The organism is Cellulomonas sp. NTE-D12 (genome assembly GCF_027923705.1).
GTDB lineage: Bacteria > Actinomycetota > Actinomycetes > Actinomycetales > Cellulomonadaceae > Cellulomonas.
Map to the genome: position 1 here is coordinate 2,913,999 of NZ_AP026442.1, position 18,212 is coordinate 2,932,210.

Consider the following 18,212-nt stretch of genomic DNA (forward strand, 5'->3'; position numbering starts at 1 on the left):
TGTCTCACCGGCCCCGCGGACGGGCCCGAGGCTGCCCGTCAGCCGGGGTCGACCACCAGGTCGGCGCGGTCGGCCGTCGACACGATCAGCCGCGCGTTGGCCTCGTCGGGACCGAGCGACCACGCCCGTGCGGCGTCCGGCGCCTTGCCGAACCGCACGTGCCGGGCGATCAGGCGCTCGAGCCGCACCTCGTCGTCGACCGTGACGTACCAGGTCTCGTCCAGCAGCTCGGCCACCGGCCCGAACCCGTGCTCGCGCACCAGCAGGTAGTTGCCCTCGACGACCACCAGCGGGACGTCGGCCGGCACGGCCAGCGCACCGGCGATCGCGTTGTGCGCCTCGCGCCGGTACTCGGGCGCCCACACCGTCTCGCCGTCGACGGGCCGGCGCAGCCGTCGCAGCAGCGCGACGAAGCCGGCCGCGTCGAACGTGTCAGGCGCTCCCTTGCGGTCCGCCCGCCCCAACCGCTCGAGCGTCGTCTGCGCGAGGTGGAAGCCGTCCATCGGCACGACGACGCAGTCCGCGCCGAACGCCTCGGCCAGCCGCGCGGACACCGTGGACTTCCCGGCCCCCGGCGCACCCGTGATCCCGAGGAGCCGCCGGTGCGCGGCACCGTCGGACGGTTCGGTGCCGTCGGCGGATGGTCTGGGCGGACGGTCCAGCAGCGCGCGGACCCGGTCGACCAGTGCGGACGGCAGCGGGGACGTCTCCGGGATCGTCATGCGTCCTCCGCCGCCGTCTCGCGTGGCGCCACCAGCCCCGCCACCACACCGGGGAGCGCCTGCGCCACCGCAAGGGCCGCCACGGGTCCGCCGGGGTTCGCCGCCCGTGCCGCGCGACCGTGCACCGACGCGGCCGCGGCCGCGAGCGCCGCGACCAGGGTCGGGTCGGCCCGCACGTCGTCGGAACGACCGGCCAGCAGGGCGCCGAGCAGTCCGGTCAGCACGTCGCCCGCACCGGCGGTGGCCAGCCACGCCGGCGCCTCGGCCTGCGCGTACCGGGCGCCGTGCGGCCCTGCGACCACCGTCACGGCCCCCTTGAGCAGCACCGTGGCGCCGGTCAGCTGCTGCGCCCGGACCGCCCATCGCAGCGGCTCCCGCTCGACGTCCGCGCGCTCGACCGGTTCGCCTCGCACGCCGAGCAGGGTCGCCAGCTCCCCGGCGTGCGGGGTCAGCACCGTCAGCGGGGTCAGCCGGTCCGGCAGCAGCCCGAGCGCGCCCGCGTCCGCGACGACCGGGAGGTCGTCGGCCGCCGCCGCACCGAGCGCGTCCCGCACCCGTGCGGCTGCCACCTCGTCGTCGGGGTCGATCCCGGGACCGACCGCCCAGGCCTGCACCCTCCCGGTCCCGACGACCACCTCGGGCCGCGCGGCGAGCACCGCATCGCCGACGTCACCGACGTACCGGACCATCCCGACGCCGGCCAGCACCGCGGCGCTGCTCACCAGGACCGCAGCGCCGGGGTACCGCGGCGTGCCGGCCACCACGCCGAGCACCCCGCGGGTGTACTTGTGGGCCGCTTCGCCGGGCACGGGCCACAGCGCCGCGAGGTCGTCGGCCCCGAGCCGCACCACGGCCGGCGTGCCGGCGTTCCGCAGCCCGACGTCCACCACGTCGACCCGCCCGGCCAGAGCCGCCGCCGGCGGCAGCAGCAGCCCCGGCTTGGCGCAGCCGAACGTCACCGTGAGGTCCGCGGTCAGCACGGGACCGGCGACGCTGCCGTCGTCCACCCCGATGCCGGAGGGCACGTCGACCGCCACCACCAGGGGCAGCCGCTCCACCGCCGCGAAGGCCCCCTGCAGGGCCGTGACCAGGGCCGCGCCCGTGCCGCGCAGGCCGCCCCGCGCCCCGATGCCGAGCATCCCGTCGAGCACCACGTCGGCCCGCGCCGCCAGAGCCGCCGCCGCTCGGACGGACGAGCCGTCGGACGAGCCGTCCGACGACCCGTCCAGCGACCGAAGCCGGCCCCCGGCCTCCCGGAAGGCCACCGACCCCTCCGGGTGGACCCGCTCGGACACCAGCAGCGCCGTGACCTCGGCCCCCCGGCGCAGCAGCCGCACGCCCGCCCACAACGCGTCCCCGCCGTTGTTGCCGCCACCGACCAGCAGGACCACCCGCGCGCCACCGACCCGGCCGCGCCGTTCTCGCAGGCGGGCCGCGACCACCGTGGCCAGCGCGAAGGCGGCGCGGTCCATCAGCGGCACCCCCGCCGCCAGCAGCGGCTCCTCCGCGGCCCGTACGTCGTCCGACCCCCACGCCAGCAGCACGTCGCCCATCCTCGCGGGTCCCCCGGTAGCGTGCGAACCATGCGCTTCGGACTCTTCATCCCCCAGGGCTGGCGGCAGGACCTCACCGGCATCGACCCCCGCGAGCACTGGTCCGTGATGCACGGCCTCGCCCAGCACGCCGACGACGGCGACACCTGGGAGTCGATCTGGGTCTACGACCACTTCCACTCGGTGCCCGAGCCCAACGGCGAGGCGGTGCACGAGGCGTGGAGCCTGATGAGCGCCTTCGCCGCCAGCACGTCACGGGTCCGACTGGGCCAGATGTGCACGTGCATGGCGTACCGGAACCCCGCCTACCTGGCGAAGGTGGCCGCCACCGCGGACGTGATCAGCGGCGGCCGCGTGGAGATGGGCATCGGCGCCGGCTGGTACGAGCACGAGTGGAAGGCGTACGGCTACGGCTTCCCGTCCGCCGGCAACCGGCTCGGCATGCTCGACGAGGGCGTGCAGATCTTCAAGCAGCTGTGGAGCACCGGCACCGCCACGCTCGACGGGAAGCACTACCAGGTGGACGGCGCGATGCTGGCACCGCTCCCCCTGCAGCTGGACGGCCCGCCGCTGTGGATCGCGGGCGGTGGCGAGAAGGTGACGCTGCGCATCGCGGCGGAGCACGCGTCGTACACCAACTTCGACGGGGCGCCGGCCGGCTTCGCCCAGAAGTCGCAGATCCTGCGCGGTCACTGCGAGGCGATCGGACGCCCGTTCGACGAGATCACGCGCTCCGCCAACTACAACGTGGTGATCGGGTCGACGCAGGCCGAGGTGGACGACCGGATCGCCTGGATCGAGGAGCACTACGCGCTGACGGTCCCGGCCAAGGCGGCCGACGAGGCCGAGTCGTGGCGCCGCGGCCCGCTGGTCGGCACGCCGGAGCAGATCGTCGAGAAGCTGCGCGAGCTCGAGGGGCTCGGCATGACGTACGCCATCTGCTACTTCGCCGAGGCGGCCTACGACCGCTCGGGCATCGAGCTGTTCGAGCGCGAGGTCGTGCCGGCGCTGCGCTGAGAGGCACGGTCCCACGCTGGGCCGGCTGCCCGTCGGCCCAGCGTGGGACCGTGCCTCTGACGACCTGGCGGCTAAGTCCCGATCGGCGACTCGCTCCTGCTCGGCGGCTCAGTCCCGCTCGGCGACGACGACGGCGGCCGCGATGCCGGCGTCGTGCGAGATCGAGACGTGGAACCGCGTGATCCCCAGCTCGGCGGCCCGTGCCGCGACGGTCCCGGTCACCTCGATCACGGGCTGAGCACCCGCCACCCGGCGCACCACCGCGTCGTGCCAGTGCAGCCCCGCGGGTGCCCCCAGCGCCTTGGCGAGGGCCTCCTTGGTGGCGAAGCGCGCCGCCAGGGAGGTCTCCGGCATCGACCGCTCGTCGGCGACGAACAGCCGCTCGCGGAGCCGCGGTGAGCGGTGCAACGCCTCCACCAGGCGCTGCACGTCCACCACGTCGATGCCGACGCCGACGATCACCGTCCGGTCACTCGACCGTGACGGACTTGGCCAGGTTCCGCGGCTGGTCCACGTCCAGCCCCTTCGCGGTGGCCAGCTCGCAGGCGAAGATCTGCAGCGGCACGACCGTCAGCAGGGGGGCGAGCAGCGTCGGGCACTGCGGGACCGAGAACACCTCGTCCGCGAACGGGAGCACGGCCTCGTCGCCGTCCTCGGCGATCACCAGGGTGCGGGCGCCGCGTGCCCGGATCTCCTGGATGTTGGAGACGACCTTCGAGTGCAGGGAGTGCCGGCTGCGCGGGCTCGGCACGATGACGAACACGGGCTGGCCGGGCTCGATCAGGGCGATCGGTCCGTGCTTGAGCTCGCCGGCCGCGAACCCCTCGGCGTGGATGTACGCGATCTCCTTGAGCTTGAGCGCACCCTCGAGGGCTACCGGGAAGCCGACGTGCCGGCCGAGGAAGAGCACGCTCTGCGTGTCGGCCATCCACCGCGCCACCTGCCGCACCCGGTCGGCCCGGTCGAGCACCTGCTGGATCTTGTCCGGCATCGCCCGCAGCTCAGTGAGGATCGCGCCGACCTCGTCGGGGAACATGTTGCCGCGCAGCTGGGCGAGGTACAGGCCCAGCAGGTACACCGCGGTGATCTGGGCGAGGAACGCCTTGGTCGACGCGACGGCGATCTCGGGACCCGCATGCGTGTACAGCACGGCGTCCGACTCGCGCGGGATCGTCGAGCCGTGCGTGTTCACCACGGCGAGCACGCGGGAGCCCTGCTCACGGGCGTGCCGCACGGCCATCAGCGTGTCCATCGTCTCGCCGGACTGCGAGATCGCCACGACCAGCGTCCGCTCGTCGACCACGGGGTCGCGGTAGCGGAACTCGTGGGCGAGCTCCACCTCGACCGGGATCCGGCACCAGTGCTCGACGGCGTACTTGGCGACGTGCCCGGCGTAGGCCGCGGTGCCGCAGGCGACGACGACGATCTTGTCCACCTGGCGCAGCACCGACTCGTCGATGTGCATCTCGTCCAGCACCAGCCGGCCGTGCACGTCGGTCCGGCCGAGCAGCGTGTCGGCGACGGCGTGCGGCTGGTCGTGGATCTCCTTGTCCATGAAGGACCGGAAGCCGCCCTTCTCGGCGGCGGCGGCGTCCCAGTCGACGACGAACTGGCGGCCCTGCGCGGCGTTCCCTGCGAAGTCGGTCACCTCGACCCGGTCCGGCGTGATGGTCACCACCTGGTCCTGCCCGAGCTCGAGCGCCTCGCGGGTGTGCGCGATGAAGGCCGCGACGTCCGAGCCGAGGAAGTTCTCGCCGGCGCCGAGGCCCACGACGAGCGGCGAGTCGTGCCGTGCGCCGACGACGAGGTCGGGGCGGTCGGCGTGCACGGCCAGCAGCGTGAAGGTGCCCTCCAGGCGCAGCGCGACCGACTGCATGGCGGTCGTCAGGTCGCCCGTGCGGTCGAAGGCGGCGGCCAGCAGGTGCGCGACCACCTCGGTGTCGGTCTCCGAGGCGAACTGGACCCCCTGCTCGACCAGTTCGGCCTTCAGGGTGGCGAAGTTCTCGACGATGCCGTTGTGGATCACGGCGAGCCGCCCGGCGACGTGCGGGTGGGCGTTGACGTCGGTCGGGCCGCCGTGCGTCGCCCAGCGGGTGTGGCCGATCGCGGCCGTCGCGGCGGGCAGCGGACGGGCGTCCAGCTCCTCGACGAGGTTGGCCAGCTTGCCGGCCTTCTTGCGGGTGTCGAGCTCCCCGTCGGCCGTCACGACGGCGACCCCGGCCGAGTCGTAGCCGCGGTACTCGAGGCGCCGCAGGCCCTCGATCACCACCTCGAGGGGCAGGCCGCTGGCCGTTCGACTCCCGACGTACCCGACGATTCCGCACATGGCGTCGATGGTAACGGCCGGGCCACGACGGACCGCCGCCGGGCGTCCTCCCCGCGCCCACGGCCCGTGCGAGGATCGGGCCGTGCCGCTCACCGCCGCGTCGTCCACGCCGTACGTCGACCTGGACCGGTCGGCCTGGGTGCGCCTGTCGGAGTCGACCCCGCTGCCCCTGACCGGCGCCGACGTGCAGCGGCTGCGCGGTCTCGGGGACCCGATCGACCTCGCGGAGGTCGATGCGATCTACCGCCCGATCTCCCGCCTGCTGGACCTGCACATCGAGGCGACCCGGCACCTGCACCGGGCCACCAGCACGTTCCTGCACGAGGACGCCGGGCTGACGCCCTTCGTCATCGGCGTCGCCGGCTCGGTCGCCGTCGGCAAGTCCACCACCGCCCGCCTGCTGCGCGAGCTGATGGCCCGCTGGCCCGCCACGCCGCGCGTCGAGCTGGTCACCACCGACGGGTTCCTCTACCCGAACGCCGAGCTCGAGCGGCGTCGGCTGCTCGACCGCAAGGGGTTCCCTGAGTCGTACGACCGCCGTGCGCTGCTGCGGTTCGTCGCCGCCGTCAAGGCGGGGCGGCCCGAGGTCAGCGCCCCGGTGTACGACCACCTGACCTACGACATCGTGCCGGGCGCGCGGACGGTCGTGCGGCGGCCGGACGTGCTGATCGTCGAGGGCCTGAACGTGCTGCAGCCGGCCCGCACCCCGCTAGGCGGCCGCTCGAACCTCGCGGTCAGCGACTTCTTCGACTTCTCCATCTACGTGGACGCGCGGACCGCCGACGTGCGCAAGTGGTACATCGACCGGTTCCTGCGGCTCCGCGAGACGTCGTTCACCCAGCCGAGCTCGTACTTCCACCGGTTCGCCGCCCTGTCCGACGACGAGGCGACGGACATGGCCAAGGGGATCTGGGACGCGATCAACGCGCCCAACCTCGAGGACAACATCCTGCCGACCCGCAGCCGGGCGACCCTGGTGCTGACCAAGGGCGCCGACCACAGCGTCCAGCGGGTCCGGCTGCGCAAGCTCTGACCGCCTCGGCGCCCGTCGCCCGGCTCAGGGCCCCGTCGGTGCGGGCGTCGCCGGGGCCACCAGGCTGACCGGCGCATCGGACTGGTCCGTCACCGTCAGGGCGTCCAGCGCATGCCGCACGGCCTCGGTCGGGCGGCCGCAGCCGTCCGTCGGCATCTGCGGGCGGACGGCCCGGCCCATCGAGTCCACCAGCCACAGCTCCACCCGGTCGGCGGGGCTCGTCGAGCACGTGGACGGCCTCGCGCTCGGCGCCACCGGCGCCGGGGCACCTTCCAGGGCAGCCTGCAGGGCCGCGATCGCCGTCGCGGTGCCCTCCCTCGTCGTCGCCGTGACCACCGACCAGGTGCCGGACCCGTCGCGCAGCGTGCCACCGGCCTGGCACACCACCACCCCGACCGGGCTGAAAGAGCTCGGGACCCGACCGGCCGCCGGTGCCGGCTCGTGCGCCCCCGCCGTGGCGAGAACCGCGTCGAGCCGCAGCCCGAACGCGTCGAGCACCTCGGGCGCCAGGCAGTCGGCTGCCGGCACGACCTCGGCCGACCGGGTGCTGCGCTGCGCATCGTCGTCGGACCGCTGACCCAGCACCAGGACCAGCAGCACGGTGCCGATCCCCAGGCCCGCACCGATCAGGGCCACCGGACGCGCGGCACCGCGCTGCGCGCGCCCTCGTCCTCGGTCCACGTCCTGCCCCTGCCTACGTCCTGCGGCCGGCAGGACCGCCGCGGACGACGTGCGGTGCCGGAGGCCCAGCCGCGGCGCCGACCCGGATCGAGGGTAGGTGGGTCATCCCGCCGATTGACGCAGTGAGACCGGATCGTTAGCCGGCGGCACCGGATCGTGACCTCGACCCGCCGGGGCGGCGGGCCCATGCGCTGAGCACCCAGTCCACCAGCGCTCCGATCACCAGGCCGCCGACCACGCCCACGACCAGGCCGATCATCGGATGGTTCTTCAGCACCACGCCGGACGCGATACCGATCACCGAGGAGTAGGTCGCCCAGGTGACCGCCGCGAGCGCGGTGATGCCGACGAACCGGCGACGGCGGTAGCGGAGCGCGCCGGCCGTCATGTTGACGGCCACGCGGCCGACGGGGATGTACCGCGCGGCGATGATGAACGACGCGCCACGGGTCGCGAGCGACCGCTCGGCCCAGTCCAGCGCCTGCTGCGCCTTGGGCCGGGCGAAGATGCGCAGGCTGCGGACCTTCACCCGGGTGCCGATCGTGTAGGCGATCTGGTCGCCCGTGAACGCACCGAGGGCGGCCACGAGGATCACGGGCAGCAGCGGCGGGCTCCCCCGCGACGCCCACAGCGAGGCGAGGGCGATCACCACGGTCTCGCTGGGGATCGGCGGGAAGAAGCCGTCCACGGTGGCGAACGCGTAGAGCGCGGCGAACACCCACGGCGACCCGACCAGGGCCAACGCCCACTCCTGCACGCCTGACGTCCCCTCGCCGACGGTCGGCACTGCCCGTGCCCCGGGGCGGGCGTGCCGCCGTCTTCACGCTACAGGCCGGGGCACCGGCTCCGGGAGCGTTCAGTCCAGCGGGAAGCCGAGCGTGCGGGACGCGGTGACCGGCCGCGGCTCCGCCGCCCACCGGGCCCCGAGCTCGTCCGTGGCGGAGAGGGAGCGCAGCTCGGCGCGGTCCAGGTACAACGTGCCGGCCAGGTGGTCGGTCTCGTGCTGGACGATGCGCGCCGTCCAGCCGTCGACCACCTCGTCGAGCGGTTCGCCGTGCTCGTCCTGGCCGGTCAGGCGCACGGAACGGTGCCGCGCCACGACGGCCTGGTAGCCCACCACCGACAGGCACCCCTCGTAGAAGGACACACGCTCGTCGTCCAGGGGCGCGTACCGCGGGTTGACCAGGACCCGAGGGGCCAGCGGCTGGCGCTCGCGCACCGTGGCGACCTCGGGGCTGCCGACCCCGGGGTCCTCGAGCACGGCGAGGGCGAGCGGAAGGCCGACCTGGGGCGCGGCGAGGCCCACGCCGGGGGCGGCCCGCATCGTCCGACGCATCAAGGACAGCAGGGCAGCGAGCTCCGTGGCCGACAGCTGACCGTCGAACGGGACCGCCACCGCCCTCAGGGCCGGGTGGCCGGCACGGACGATCGGAGCCAACCCGTCCGGGCGCGCGGCAGCCGCCTCGACCAGGCGCAGGGCGTGGTCGCGCAGCGCGTGGTCGCGTGCTGACCGGTCCGAAGCCGTCACAGCGCGAGCCGCTCCCGCACCACGTCGGCCAGCTCGCCGGCGACGCGGTCCGCCTCGGCCTGGGTGGCCGCCTCGACCATCACGCGGACCAGCGGCTCGGTGCCGGACGGCCGCAGCAGCACCCGGCCGGTGCCGCCCAGCAGCTGCTCGGCACGGGCGACGGCCTCGCCGAGCGGGCCGTCGCCGGCTGCCCGCGTCCGGTCGACGCCCGAGACGTTGACCAGCGTCTGCGGGAGGCGCCGGACCACCGAGGCGAGGTCGGCCAGGGGCCGGCCCGAGGCGGCGACGCGCGACGCCAGCTGCAGGGCGGTCAGGATGCCGTCCCCGGTGGTGGCGTGCTCCGCCAGGATGATGTGCCCCGACTGCTCGCCGCCGAGGCTGAAGCCACCGGCCCGCATCGCCTCGAGCACGTACCGGTCCCCCACGGCGGTGTCCACGGTGGTGACGCCCGCCTCGGTCATCGCCAGCCGCAGGCCCAGGTTGCTCATCACCGTGATGACCAGGGTGTCGTGCGCGAGGCGGCCCTGGTCCCGCAGGGCCAGCGCGATGACCGCCATGATCTGGTCACCGTCGACCAGGGTTCCGTTCGCATCGACCGCCAGGCAGCGGTCGGCGTCCCCGTCGAACGCGACGCCGAGGTCGGCACCGGAGGCGACGACGAACGCCTGCAGCTGCTCCGGGTGCGTGGAGCCGCAGCGGTCGTTGATGTTCAGCCCGTCGGGCGCGGCGTTGATCACCAGCACCTCGGCGCCGGCCGCTCGCAGCGCCGCCGGACCGACCTCGCTAGCCGCGCCGTTCGCGCAGTCCACGGCGATCCGCAACCCGTTCAGCGGGGTGGTGATGGTGCTGACCAGGTGCTCCACGTACAGCTCGCCGGCGCGTCCGGTGTCCACCCGGATGCGTCCGACCCCCGCACCGACCGGCCGGTCCCACGGCTCGCCGAGCCGGGTCTCGATCGCGTCCTCGAGCTCGTCGTCCAGCTTGTGGCCGCCTCGAGCGAGGAACTTGATGCCGTTGTCCGGCATCGGGTTGTGCGAGGCGGACAGCACGACGCCCAGGTCGACCCCCGTCGCCGCCGTCAGGAAGGCCACCGCGGGTGTGGGCAGCAGGCCGACGTCGTCCACGTCCACGCCGGCGGAGGCGAGCCCGGCCGAGACGGCCGCGGCGAGGAACTCGCCCGACGCCCGCGAGTCCCGGCCGACCACCGCGCGCGGCCGGTGCCCGGCGAACGCCCCTTTGGTGCCGAGCACGTGCGCGGCCGCCACGGAGACGTCCAGCGCCACCTCGGCCGTCACGTCGCGGTTGGCCAGCCCCCGCACACCGTCGGTCCCGAACAGTCGGCCCATCAGCGGACCCCCTCGTCGTCGTCCCCCACGTGCCGGGACCCCGAGGTCTGCCGGCCGGTCATCTGCTTGTGGACGGTACCGGTCGCGATCGTGCCGCGGGCCGGAACGTCGGCCGGACCCCTCCGGGGCCCGGCATGCCGACGGCCCCGCGCACCGAGGTGCAGCGGGGCCGTCGTGACGGAGCGCCTGATCAGCGCTTCGAGTACTGCGGAGCCTTGCGGGCCTTCTTCAGACCGGCCTTCTTGCGCTCCACGACGCGCGCGTCGCGGGTCAGGAAGCCAGCCTTCTTCAGTGCCGGGCGGTTGTGCTCGGCGTCGATCGCGTTCAGCGCACGGGCGATGCCGAGGCGCAGGGCGCCGGCCTGGCCGGTGACGCCGCCGCCGCTGACCCGGGCGATGATGTCGAAGCGACCCTCGACGTCCACCACCTTCAGCGGGGAGCTCACCAGCTGCTGGTGCAGCTTGTTCGGGAAGTAGTCCTCGAGCGTCCGCCCGTTGATCGTCCAGGTGCCGGTGCCGGGCACCAGGCGGACGCGGGCGATGGCCTCCTTGCGGCGGCCGAGCGCCTGGCCCGGTGCCGTCAGGGACTGGCCACGCCCCGTGGGGGCTGCCGTCTCAGAGGTGTAGCTGGTGGGCGTGTCGTCGCCCTCGGTGTCGTAGTCGACTGTGGTCTCCGCCACGGGGATCCTCGCGTTCCGTCGTTCGTCGCAGCGGGGCCTCAGCCCTGCTGCGCCACCTGGATGAGCTCGAAGGGCTTCGGCTGCTGCGCGGCGTGCGGGTGCTCCGGACCCGTGTACACCTTGAGCTTGCCCAGCTGCTGGCGGCCGAGCGTTGTCTTGGGCAGCATGCCCCGCACGGCCTTCTCGATCGCGCGCTCCGGGTGCGTGGCCAGGAGCTCGGTGTAACCGGTGGCCGTCAGACCGCCTGGGAAACCGGAGTGCCGGTAGGCGACCTTGGTCTCCCGCTTGGTGCCGGTGAGGGCGACCTTCTCGGCGTTGATGACGATGACGAAGTCACCGCCGTCGACGTGAGGAGCGAACGTCGGCTTGTGCTTGCCACGCAGCAGCGTGGCCACATGGGTGGCCAGGCGGCCCAGGACGACATCGGTCGCGTCGATGACGTACCAGGTCCGCTCGACGTCGCCGGGCTTCGGGGTGTACGTGCGCACGGGTGTGAGCCTTCTGGTCAGTGATGCATGTCGAGGCCGCGGACGACTCGCAGAGCGAGCAGCCCGTGACGGGTATGTCGAGGCATCCCGATCCGGCGAGTGGGATCACCGGGTGCAGCCACCGGTGCCAGGTGGTGAGAAGCCACCGGCGCACGACAGGGGACGCGCAACGACACACCAGGGTAACTGAGAGCGGCACCACGGCAAAACCCGTCCGTCGGCGCCCCGTCAGACCGTGACGGGCGCCTGCCGCAGCGCGCTGCGGGCGACCTCGACCACCCGGTCGGAGAGCTCGTCGAGCGCCCGGGTCCGGATGGCCCAGCGCTGCCACCACAGCGGCACGTCCAACCACGAGCCGGGAGCGAGGTCGACGAGCACACCGGCCGGCGCGAGCTGGTCGGCCTCCTGCTCGGACACCATCCCCCAGCCCAGGCCCGCGGCGACCACCGAGACGTACGCCGAGCTGGACGGGACGTGGTGCACCCGACGCAGCGCGGAGCCGCCGCCCAGCATCGTGACGAACCGGTGCTGCAACGTGTCCTCCGCGGTGAACGCGACGGCCGGCGCCGTGGCGAGCGCACGCGCGAGACGGCGCCGCTCCCCCGAGCCGCCGAGCGGCACGTCGGCCAGGTGACGTGCGACGAAGGACGCGGATGCCATCGCGCGGTACCGGGCCGACCCGAGCGGTACCGAGCGGCAGCCCTGCACCGCCCGTCCGTCACCGGTCACCGCGGCCATCACCGTGCCGTCCCGGAGCAGCTGAGCCGTCCGGTCCTGGTCCTCCCGGTGGACCTCGACCGTGACGTCGTCGCCGACGCTCGAGAGGACCTGGACGAACCAGGTGGCGAGCGAGTCGGCGTTCACGGCCACCGGCAGCCGGTCCGCGGGTCCGCCCAGCTGCCCCAGCGCATGCCGCGCCTCCGTGTCCAGGGCGGCGCGCTGGCCGGCGAGCCGCACCAGCACCTCTCCGGCCGCCGTCGGGCGGCACGGCCTCGTCCTGAGCACCAGCACCTGGCCCGCGTGCTGCTCGAGCGCTCGGACACGCTGGCTGACCGCGCTCGGCGTCACGTGCAGCGTCTGCGCGGCGGCGTCGAACGTGCCCTCGGCGACGACCGCGGCGAGAGTCGTCAGCTGCTCGGCGTCGTACACATGAGTGATGCTACAGATGCTTCAGAAACCTGAACTTCCCTGTCGGAACGCATCCGCCTACCGTCCCTCCGTGATCGCCCTCCGCGGCCTGCTCAGCGGGCTCTCCCTCATCGTCGCCATCGGCGCGCAGAACGCCTTCGTGCTGCGGCAGGGCCTGCGCCGTGAGCACATCGGCGCCGTCGTCGTCCTCTGCGTCCTGGCCGACGCCGTGCTCATCGCCCTGGGTACCGCCGGGCTCGGCGCCGTCGTGCAGGCCCACCCGACCGCACTGACCGCCGTGCGCGTCGGAGGCGCCGCGTTCCTGCTGTGGCTGGCCGCCGACGCCGTGCGACGTGCCGTGCGGCCGGGCGTCCTCGACCCCGCCACCTCGGGCCCCGCAGGCCTGCGCCCGGTGCTCGCCACGAGCGCCGCGCTGACGTTCCTCAACCCTCACGTCTACCTCGACACCGTGCTGCTGCTCGGCGCGCTCGCCCAGCAGGCGGGAGCCGCCCGGTGGCAGTTCGCCGCCGGCGCCGCGGTCGCCAGCGTCGTCTGGTTCACCGCGCTGGGCTACGGCGCCGTGCGCCTGCGGCCGGTCTTCGCCCGTCCCGGTGCCTGGCGGGTCCTCGACCTGCTCGTCGCCGCCGTCATGGCGACGATCGCCGTCCGGCTCGTCCTCGACTGAGCCGACGGCGCACCACAGGCGCGCGACGCCGCACGGTCCGCCCGCACCGGGGGCTGGTGCCCCGCACCCGTGGCGCCGCCGGCCGACGGATGCCACGGTGGAGCCATGACCGAGGAGACCCCAGCCACCAGCACCGACGCCGCACTCGGTTCCGAGGGTGACGCCGACCAGCTGCCGCGCGAGGACATGCTGCTCGAGCGCGGTGTTGAGGACCTGCTCGACGAGGGCTACTCCCCGCCCGAGCGCGGCCGCAGCACCCACTACGGCGAGACGGCGTGGGAGGAGGAGCACCGGGAGACGATCGACCAGCGGGTACGGCAGGAGGAGCCCGAGGTCTGGGAGATGCCGGAGGAGCCGAGTGGCGACCGCGAGGAGTACCGGGCCGGCCGTCTCGAGGCCGACGACGACGCGGTGGCGGCCGGCGTCACCGACACCTTCGCGCACGACGTCGGCGTCGCGGGCGGCGCGGCCAGCGCCGAGGAGGCAGCGGTGCACGTCATCCCCGACCCCGACCAGCAGGAACCGTTGTACCGGGCGGACGACGAGCACGAGTGAGCGGGGCGTCGCGGCACGCCCCGGTCGGGCGCGTCAGCGACCTCGCCGGGTCATCGCGCCGCGCGGTACGGGACTCCGCCGATGACGGTGTGCCGTTCGGGCGTGGTCAGTCGCACTCGCAGCCGGGGGTGCCGGCGGCTTCCTCCGGGCGGCGCCGCGCCCGGGTCTGCACCGCACGCTCCGCCAGCTCGGCGTCCGGCGGGTAGCCCACCTCCTCGAGCGTGAGGCCGTGCGGCGGTACGACGGCCGCAGCCCCGTCCCGCCGACGTCCGGCGAGCAGCTCGGCCGCCCACCCGGCGGGGCGTCGCCTCTCGCCGATGACCAGGCTCGCGCCGACGAGCGCCCGCACCATCGAGTGGCAGAACGCGTCCGCCTGCACGTGGGCGACCACCAGCCCCTCGTCCGGCCCGCTGGTCACGCGACTCCACTCGAACCGCTCCAGGGTGCGGATGGTCGTGGCCTCCGGCCGTGGCTTGCAGAACGCGGCGAAGTCGTGGCGTCCGACGAGCGGGCGCGCCGCTGCCGCCATCGCGTCGGCGTCGAGCGCCCGCCGGTGCCACAGCACGTGACCGCGGCGCAACGGGTCGCGGAGCGCCGCGTCGTCGCAGACGCGGTAGACGTAGCGGCGCCGCAGTGCGGAGAACCGAGCGTCGAACCCGCTCGGCGCCACGGTCACGCGATGCACGACCAGGTCGCCGGGCAGCACGCCGGCGAGCCGGGCGACGAGCGCCGTCGGGCCGTCCCGGTCCGACCGCCCGCGCGTCGCCAGCAGCGCCGCAACACCGACGTCGACGTGCGCCACCTGTCCCCGGGCGTGCACCCCGGCGTCGGTTCGACCGGCCACCGTCACCCGCGGCAGGGCCTCGCCCCGAGGTGCCGCGCGCAGGACCGTCGCAAGCGCGTCCTCCAGCACGCCCTGCACGGTCCGGAGCGCGGGCTGCCGCGCCCAGCCCGCGAAACCCGCGCCGTCGTAGGCCAGGTCGAGGCGCAGCCGGACGACAGGGTCCGCGGCGGTGGTCACGGCGGACACCGTAGCCGCACGGGGCCCCGCTACCGTGGTCCGGTGGCGAACCCGTCGGACCCGTTCACCCTCGCCGTGGACTGCGGCGGAGGTGGCATCAAGGCGTCGGTGCTGGACGGCGCCGGCACGCTCCACGCGCCGCCGGTGCGGGTGCCGACGCCCTACCCCCTCCCCCCGGACCGGCTGGTGCAGACGGTCGCGGAGCTCGGTGCCGCCCTTCTCCCGTTCAGCCGAGCGACCGTCGGCATGCCGGGGATGATCCGGCACGGCGTCGTCGTGGCCACACCGCACTACGTCACCCGGTCGGGTCCGCGCAGCACCGTGCTGCCCGAGCTGGTCGACGCCTGGGCCGGCTGCGACATCCGCGCCCTGATCGAGGACCGCCTCGGTGTGCCGGCGCTGGTGCTGAACGACGCGGAGGTGCACGGCGCGGGCGTGGTGTCCGGCACCGGCGTGGAGCTCGTGCTCACCCTCGGCACCGGGCTCGGCTCCGCACTGTTCGACGGCGGCAGGCTGGCGCCCCACCTCGAGCTGTCCCATGCGCCGCTGCGCCGCAGCACCACGTACGACTCGTACATCGGCCAGCCGGAACGGGCCCGGCTCGGCGACGCGCTGTGGTCGCGCCGCGTGCGGCACGTCGTCGAGGGGTTCCGGCCGGTGTTCTGGTGGGACCGGCTGTACCTCGGCGGCGGCAACTCCCGCCACATCTCACCGCAGGTGCTGGACCGGCTCGGCGACGACGTCGTCGTGGTGCCCAACCAGGCCGGCATCGTCGGCGGCGTCCGCGCCTGGTCGCTGACCCTCTGACGTCGGTCCGACGCTCAGCGGCACCCCGCCGGCGACGGCGCCCTCCAGCTCGGCGGCCGCCTCGAGCAGCACCCGGGTGAACCGCGTCGGACGCACCAGGCTGACCAGGTGCGTCGCACCGGGGACGACCACCAGCCGACCGTGCCGGCACGCACGGAGGAAGGCGCGCTCCTCACCGCGGAAGTGGTCGAACCGACCGTTGACCAGCCACACGGGCGCGTCGACCCGAGCCAGGTCCTCCAGCGGCCGAGCCGACCGCATCGCGCGCAGGACGTCGCCCATCACCGCGAGGGCGAACCCGCCGGCACCGGAGTCGGCCGCGCCCGCCGGCGACAGCATCCGCTCGACGAGCACCTGGTTCAGGCGCGCGCCCGCGTCCGGCAGCCGGGCGATCACGCCCGCCGCAACCGCCCAGGCGTCCACCAGCGGCGGCCGCGGGCGCGTGCAGCAGGACGCGGCGACCAGGCCGATTACCTGCTCCGGGTGCCGCGCGGCGTGCGCGATCGCCACGTAGCCGCCGAGCGACAGCCCGACCACGAGCGCCCTGCCCCCGACGTCGTCGACGGCGCGCACCAGTGTCTCGTCGGCCGCCTCGAGGCTGAACCGTTCCCCGCGCCGCACGCCGTGCCCGGGCAGGTCGACCGCCACCGCCGTGCGACCCGACCGCTCCAACGCCTCGACCTGGACCCGCCACATGGTGCGCGACGTGCGCAGCCCGTGCACCAGCACGACCGGCACCGTCGACCGCCGCGGCTCGGGCCCTGCCGCCGCCGACCGTTCCCGGTCCCTCTCGGTCACGGGTCGACGCTAGGCCGTCCGTCACCGCGGTGCCCAGGTTCGCCCGGCGGACGCGCGAGAGCCCGGGACATCCCCTCTGCGGATGTCCCGGGCTCTCGTGTGGTGCTGCGGTGCTACGGATCAGGCCTTGTCGGCGTCACCCTCGGGGGCGTCGTCGGCGGCCGTCTCGGCGGCAGGCTCGTTCGGGGTCTCCTCGGCGACAGCCGCGGACTCCTCGACCGGGGTGTCGCTCTCCTCGACCGGAGCGGCGGCGACCGGGGCGGCCGCGGGTGCCGCCTTGGCGGTCGCACGCGTCGCCTCCTTCACGACGGCCTGCTTCGGCGAGAGCGGCTCGAGCACCAGCTCGATGACCGCCATCGGCGCGTTGTCACCCTTGCGGGCGCCGATCTTGGTGATGCGCGTGTAGCCACCCTGACGCTCGGCGACCGCGGGTGCGATCTCCGTGAACAGGACGTGCACGACGCCCTTGTCCTTGACGACCGTCATCACCCGACGACGGGCGTGCAGGTCGCCGCGCTTGGCGAACGTGATGAGCCGCTCGGCGAGGGGACGCAGGCGCTTGGCCTTGGCCTCCGTCGTCGTGACACGCTGGTGCTCGAACAGCTGCGTCGCGAGGTTCGCGAGGATCAGCCGCTCGTGAGCCGGTCCGCCACCGAGCCGGGGTCCCTTGGTGGGCGTGGGCATGGTCTCTACTCCTTGAGTTCTGGTGATGGTCGACGCGCGCGGCCCGTCGAGCGACGGGCCGGCGCGTTCCCCGGCGTCAGTACTGCTCGTCCTCGCTGAAGTCGACCTCGTCGTCGGCGTAGTAGCCGGCACCGGCCGTCGCGTCGAAGTCGATCGGGCTGTCCTTCAGGCTCAGTCCCAGCTCGGCCAGCTTCTCCTTGACCTCGGTGATGGACTTCGCACCGAAGTTGCGGATGTCGAGCAGGTCGGCCTCGGACCGTGCGACGAGCTCGCCCACCGTGTGGATGCCCTCGCGCTTGAGGCAGTTGTACGACCGGATGGTCAGCTGCAGGTCCTCGATCGGCAGCGCCAGGTCGGCGGCGAGCGCGGCGTCCGTCGGCGACGGGCCGATCTCGATGCCCTCGGCCTCGACGTTGAGCTCGCGGGCCAGCCCGAACAGCTCGACCAGCGTCTTGCCGGCGGAGGCCAGCGCGTCGCGCGGGCTGATCGCCGGCTTGGTCTCGACGTCCACGATCAGCTTGTCGAAGTCGGTGCGCTGCTCGACGCGGGTCGCCTCGACCTTGTAGGTCACCTTGAGCACCGGCGAGTAGATCGAGTCGACCGGGATCCGGCCGATCTCGGTGTCGAACGACTTGTTCTGGCTGGCGGAGACGTAGCCACGACCACGCTCGACGGTCAGCTCGATCTCGAGCTTGCCCTTGTCGTTCAGCGTCGCCAGGTGCAGCTCGGGGTTGTGCACCTCGACACCGGCCGGCGGGACGATGTCCGCCGCGGTCACCTGACCGGCACCCTGCTTGCGCAGGTACATGACCACCGGCTCGTCGTTCTCGGAGGAGACGACCAGGTTCTTGATGTTGAGGATCAGCTCGGTGACGTCCTCCTTGACCCCCGGCACGGTGGAGAACTCGTGCAGCACGCCGTCGATGCGGATGCTGGTGACGGCCGCACCCGGGATGGACGACAGGAGCGTCCGGCGCAGGGAGTTGCCGAGCGTGTAGCCGAAGCCCGGCTCCAGCGGCTCGATGGAGAACCGCGAGCGGTGCTCCGAGATGACCTCTTCGGTCAGGGTGGGGCGCTGTGCGATCAGCACGGTGGGGTTTCCTCTCAGCGGGCGTCCGCCATATGACGCTCCGCAGTGACGTGCAATGACCGCGCACGGTC

20 protein-coding genes are annotated in these 18,212 nt (G+C 74.0%); 5 read left to right on the forward strand and 15 right to left on the reverse strand.

What is annotated here, in order from left to right:
- Positions 1–38: 38 nt before the first annotated feature.
- Together QMF98_RS13400 and QMF98_RS13405 are read right to left on the reverse strand one after the other, a co-directional pair.
- Positions 39–722, reverse strand: coding sequence for a nucleoside/nucleotide kinase family protein (locus QMF98_RS13400; protein WP_337973493.1), 684 nt, complete (start codon positions 720–722; stop codon positions 39–41).
- Positions 719–2,275, reverse strand: coding sequence for an NAD(P)H-hydrate epimerase (locus tag QMF98_RS13405; protein WP_337973494.1), 1,557 nt, complete (start codon positions 2,273–2,275; stop codon positions 719–721). Before QMF98_RS13405 ends, QMF98_RS13400 begins: the two co-directional genes overlap by 4 nt.
- Before the next feature lie 30 nt (positions 2,276–2,305).
- Between QMF98_RS13405 and QMF98_RS13410 the strand changes: the two genes are divergently transcribed.
- Positions 2,306–3,292: an LLM class F420-dependent oxidoreductase gene (locus tag QMF98_RS13410; RefSeq protein ID WP_291757864.1), complete on the forward strand. Its 987-nt coding sequence runs from the start codon at positions 2,306–2,308 to the stop codon at positions 3,290–3,292.
- Between the two features lie 108 nt (positions 3,293–3,400).
- On the opposite strand, the gene QMF98_RS13415 is transcribed toward QMF98_RS13410, so the two are convergent.
- Together QMF98_RS13415 and glmS are read right to left on the reverse strand one after the other, a co-directional pair.
- Complete coding sequence (locus tag QMF98_RS13415; RefSeq protein ID WP_263729652.1) at positions 3,401–3,754, reverse strand: holo-ACP synthase; 354 nt, start codon at positions 3,752–3,754, stop codon at positions 3,401–3,403.
- 7 nt (positions 3,755–3,761) lie between these two features.
- Positions 3,762–5,618 (reverse strand): glutamine--fructose-6-phosphate transaminase (isomerizing), encoded by a 1,857-nt coding sequence (gene glmS, locus QMF98_RS13420; protein ID WP_337973495.1) that lies wholly within the window; start codon positions 5,616–5,618, stop codon positions 3,762–3,764.
- An 82-nt stretch (positions 5,619–5,700) separates the two neighbouring features.
- Here glmS and coaA point away from each other — a divergent pair, with 82 nt between their 5' ends.
- Positions 5,701–6,651 carry a type I pantothenate kinase gene (gene coaA, locus QMF98_RS13425; protein WP_263729654.1) on the forward strand — a complete coding sequence of 317 codons (951 nt, stop codon included), beginning with the start codon at positions 5,701–5,703 and terminating at the stop codon, positions 6,649–6,651.
- A 24-nt stretch (positions 6,652–6,675) separates the two neighbouring features.
- Here coaA and QMF98_RS13430 read toward each other — a convergent pair whose 3' ends face one another.
- The 7 genes from QMF98_RS13430 to QMF98_RS13460 form a co-directional block, all read right to left on the reverse strand.
- On the reverse strand, positions 6,676–7,332 hold the full coding sequence (locus tag QMF98_RS13430) for a hypothetical protein (RefSeq protein ID WP_337973496.1): 657 nt from the start codon (positions 7,330–7,332) through the stop codon (positions 6,676–6,678).
- Positions 7,333–7,468: 136 nt separating this feature from the next.
- Complete coding sequence (locus QMF98_RS13435) at positions 7,469–8,119, reverse strand: DedA family protein (protein WP_337973497.1); 651 nt, start codon at positions 8,117–8,119, stop codon at positions 7,469–7,471.
- A gap of 69 nt (positions 8,120–8,188) precedes the next feature.
- Positions 8,189–8,860, reverse strand: coding sequence for a peptide deformylase (locus tag QMF98_RS13440; RefSeq protein ID WP_337973498.1), 672 nt, complete (start codon positions 8,858–8,860; stop codon positions 8,189–8,191).
- Positions 8,857–10,206, reverse strand: a complete 1,350-nt coding sequence (gene glmM, locus QMF98_RS13445) for a phosphoglucosamine mutase (RefSeq protein WP_337973499.1) — start codon at positions 10,204–10,206, stop codon at positions 8,857–8,859. The genes QMF98_RS13440 and glmM overlap by 4 nt, the downstream gene beginning before the upstream one ends.
- A gap of 190 nt (positions 10,207–10,396) precedes the next feature.
- Positions 10,397–10,885 (reverse strand): 30S ribosomal protein S9, encoded by a 489-nt coding sequence (gene rpsI, locus QMF98_RS13450; protein WP_263729660.1) that lies wholly within the window; start codon positions 10,883–10,885, stop codon positions 10,397–10,399.
- A gap of 38 nt (positions 10,886–10,923) precedes the next feature.
- The gene (gene rplM / locus QMF98_RS13455; RefSeq protein ID WP_263729661.1) at positions 10,924–11,373 is read right to left on the reverse strand and encodes a 50S ribosomal protein L13; all 450 of its coding nucleotides are present in this window, start codon (positions 11,371–11,373) and stop codon (positions 10,924–10,926) included.
- A gap of 228 nt (positions 11,374–11,601) precedes the next feature.
- Positions 11,602–12,522: a LysR family transcriptional regulator ArgP gene (locus QMF98_RS13460; RefSeq protein WP_337973500.1), complete on the reverse strand. Its 921-nt coding sequence runs from the start codon at positions 12,520–12,522 to the stop codon at positions 11,602–11,604.
- A 16-nt stretch (positions 12,523–12,538) separates the two neighbouring features.
- On the opposite strand from QMF98_RS13460, the gene QMF98_RS13465 reads away from it, so the two are divergent.
- Both QMF98_RS13465 and QMF98_RS13470 read left to right on the forward strand, forming a co-directional pair.
- Positions 12,539–13,186, forward strand: coding sequence for a LysE/ArgO family amino acid transporter (locus QMF98_RS13465; RefSeq protein WP_490715669.1), 648 nt, complete (start codon positions 12,539–12,541; stop codon positions 13,184–13,186).
- A 105-nt stretch (positions 13,187–13,291) separates the two neighbouring features.
- A complete protein-coding gene (locus QMF98_RS13470; protein ID WP_337973502.1) occupies positions 13,292–13,741 on the forward strand; it encodes a DUF5709 domain-containing protein in 450 nt (149 codons plus the stop codon).
- 106 nt (positions 13,742–13,847) lie between these two features.
- Here the strand turns inward: QMF98_RS13470 and truA are convergent, their stop codons facing one another.
- Positions 13,848–14,762: a tRNA pseudouridine(38-40) synthase TruA gene (gene truA / locus QMF98_RS13475; protein WP_337973503.1), complete on the reverse strand. Its 915-nt coding sequence runs from the start codon at positions 14,760–14,762 to the stop codon at positions 13,848–13,850.
- Between the two features lie 42 nt (positions 14,763–14,804).
- Between truA and QMF98_RS13480 the strand changes: the two genes are divergently transcribed.
- Positions 14,805–15,569, forward strand: coding sequence for an ROK family protein (locus QMF98_RS13480; RefSeq protein WP_337973504.1), 765 nt, complete (start codon positions 14,805–14,807; stop codon positions 15,567–15,569).
- On the opposite strand, the gene QMF98_RS13485 is transcribed toward QMF98_RS13480, so the two are convergent.
- The 3 genes from QMF98_RS13485 to QMF98_RS13495 all read right to left on the reverse strand — a co-directional run bounded on the left by QMF98_RS13485 (position 15,471) and on the right by QMF98_RS13495 (position 18,141).
- Positions 15,471–16,367 carry an alpha/beta fold hydrolase gene (locus QMF98_RS13485; protein WP_337973505.1) on the reverse strand — a complete coding sequence of 299 codons (897 nt, stop codon included), beginning with the start codon at positions 16,365–16,367 and terminating at the stop codon, positions 15,471–15,473. The genes QMF98_RS13480 and QMF98_RS13485 overlap by 99 nt on opposite strands.
- 120 nt (positions 16,368–16,487) lie before the next feature.
- Complete coding sequence (gene rplQ, locus QMF98_RS13490; protein WP_337973506.1) at positions 16,488–17,051, reverse strand: 50S ribosomal protein L17; 564 nt, start codon at positions 17,049–17,051, stop codon at positions 16,488–16,490.
- Between the two features lie 76 nt (positions 17,052–17,127).
- Complete coding sequence (locus QMF98_RS13495; RefSeq protein ID WP_291757890.1) at positions 17,128–18,141, reverse strand: DNA-directed RNA polymerase subunit alpha; 1,014 nt, start codon at positions 18,139–18,141, stop codon at positions 17,128–17,130.
- Positions 18,142–18,212 lie beyond the last annotated feature (71 nt).